Here is a 1,768-nt window from a genome sequence, read left to right on the forward strand (position 1 = left end):
TTGAGGCCGCAGGCGGCGGCGTGCGGGGCCCGCCGGGCACACGGGCCGCCGCGCGCGGGCCCGCTCAGGCCACCGCGGGGACCGGCTCCGGCGGGGGCGGGCCCACGTACCGGGCCGCCGGTCGGATGATCTTGCTGTCCTCCGCCTGTTCCAGCACGTTCGCGCTCCAGCCCACCGCCCGCGCCGCCGCGAACGTGGGCGTGAACATCTCCCGCGGCAGCCCGCACTGCTCCATCACCACGCCCGCGTAGAACTCCACGTTCGTGTGCAGCTCCCGCCCCGGCTTCAGCTCCGCGAGTATCTCCACCACCCGCCGCTCGACCTGCACCGCGAACTCCACCAGCGGGCCGCCGAACGACTCGGCGAACCCCCGCAGCAGCCGGGAGCGCGGGTCCTCCGTGCGGTAGACCGCGTGCCCGAAGCCCATGATCCGCTCGCCCGCCAGCACCCGTGCACGGATCCACGGGTCGATCCGGTCCGGGGTGCCGATCGCGTCGAGGGCGTCCAGCGCCCGGCTCGGCGCGCCGCCGTGCAGCGGCCCGGACAGCGCGCCGATCGCACCGACGAGGCACGCGGCCAGGTCCGCGCCGGTGGAGGCGACGGTGCGGGCGGTGAAGGTGGAGGCGTTGAAGCCGTGGTCGATCGTGGAGATCAGGTACGCCTCGATCGCCCGGGCGCGCGCGGGGTCGGGCTCCTGGCCGGTGAGCATGTACAGGTAGTTGGCGGCGTACGGCAGGTCGTCGCGGGGCTCGACGGGGTCCTCGCCCCGGCCGAGGCGGTGCAGCGCGGCCAGCAGCGTGGGCACCATCGCGCAGGCGGCGAGCGCGTCCTCGCGGCGCTGCGCGGGCGTGAGGTCGTACAGCGGCCGGAAGCCGGCCGCGGCGCCGGCCTGGGAGAGCGCGGTGCGGAGCCCGGCGAGCGGGCCGGCGAGCACGCCGGAGCGGGCGATGGCCGGCAGCGCGCCGCGCAGGTCGCCGGGCAGGAGCCGCAGCGCGGTCGTGCGCGCGGTGAACGCGGCGCGCCGCGCGGCGTCCGGCAGCTCGCCGTCGAACATCAGGTGCCAGACGTCCTCGAAGGTGCGCTCGCGGGCGAGGTCCACCGCCGAGTACTGGCGGTAGTGGTAGAAGCCCTCGCGTCCGCGAACGTCGCCCAGCCGGGTCTCGGTGACGACGACGCCGCTGAGCCCGCGGGGGGCGGGGGCGGGGGCGGGGGTGACGGTCCGGGGTGTGGCCATGCCGGTCTTCCTCTCTCCTCTATTGATTTGACTGTCCACCCTTGATTCAATGGGTGTCAATCTTGATCCGATCAATATGAAGCGGGCGGCGGGGAGTGGATGGACGAGCTGAGCACGCGCGAGGCCGCCGAGCGGCTGGGCGTGAAGCCCGAGACCGTCTACGCCTACGTCAGCCGGGGCCTGCTGAGCAGCCGCAGGGCGCCCGGGGGCCGCGGCAGCCGGTTCGACGCCCGGGAGGTCGACGCGCTCGCCCGCCGCCACCGCCGGCCGCACGCCGCCGCGGAGGACGGCGACACCCCGGCGGGCACCCCGGTGCGTACGGGCATCACGCTCATCGAGCGCGACCGGTACTTCTTCCGCGGCGTCGACGCCACCGCCCTGGCCGCCGCGTACGGCTACGAGGAGGTCGCCGACTGGCTGTGGACCGGCCGGCTCACCCCCGGCGTCCGCTTCACCGCCCCGCCGGAGCCGCGGGCCGCCGCCACCGCCGCCGCCGCGGCGCTCGCCGGCCACGCCGGCCCGGTCGACCGGCTG

2 protein-coding genes are annotated in these 1,768 nt (G+C 76.2%); one reads left to right on the plus strand and one right to left on the minus strand.

The features are described 5' to 3' along the window. Positions 1–64: 64 nt before the first annotated feature. Positions 65–1,234 carry a citrate synthase/methylcitrate synthase gene (locus ABD317_RS36515; RefSeq protein ID WP_344296295.1) on the minus strand — a complete coding sequence of 390 codons (1,170 nt, stop codon included), beginning with the start codon at positions 1,232–1,234 and terminating at the stop codon, positions 65–67. A 99-nt stretch (positions 1,235–1,333) separates the two neighbouring features. Between ABD317_RS36515 and ABD317_RS36520 the strand changes: the two genes are divergently transcribed. Then, on the plus strand, positions 1,334–1,768 hold a 435-nt coding region (locus tag ABD317_RS36520; RefSeq protein WP_344296297.1), incomplete at its 3' end, for a helix-turn-helix domain-containing protein.

It is taken from the genome of Streptomyces synnematoformans (assembly GCF_039531005.1).
Lineage (GTDB): Bacteria > Actinomycetota > Actinomycetes > Streptomycetales > Streptomycetaceae > Streptomyces > Streptomyces synnematoformans.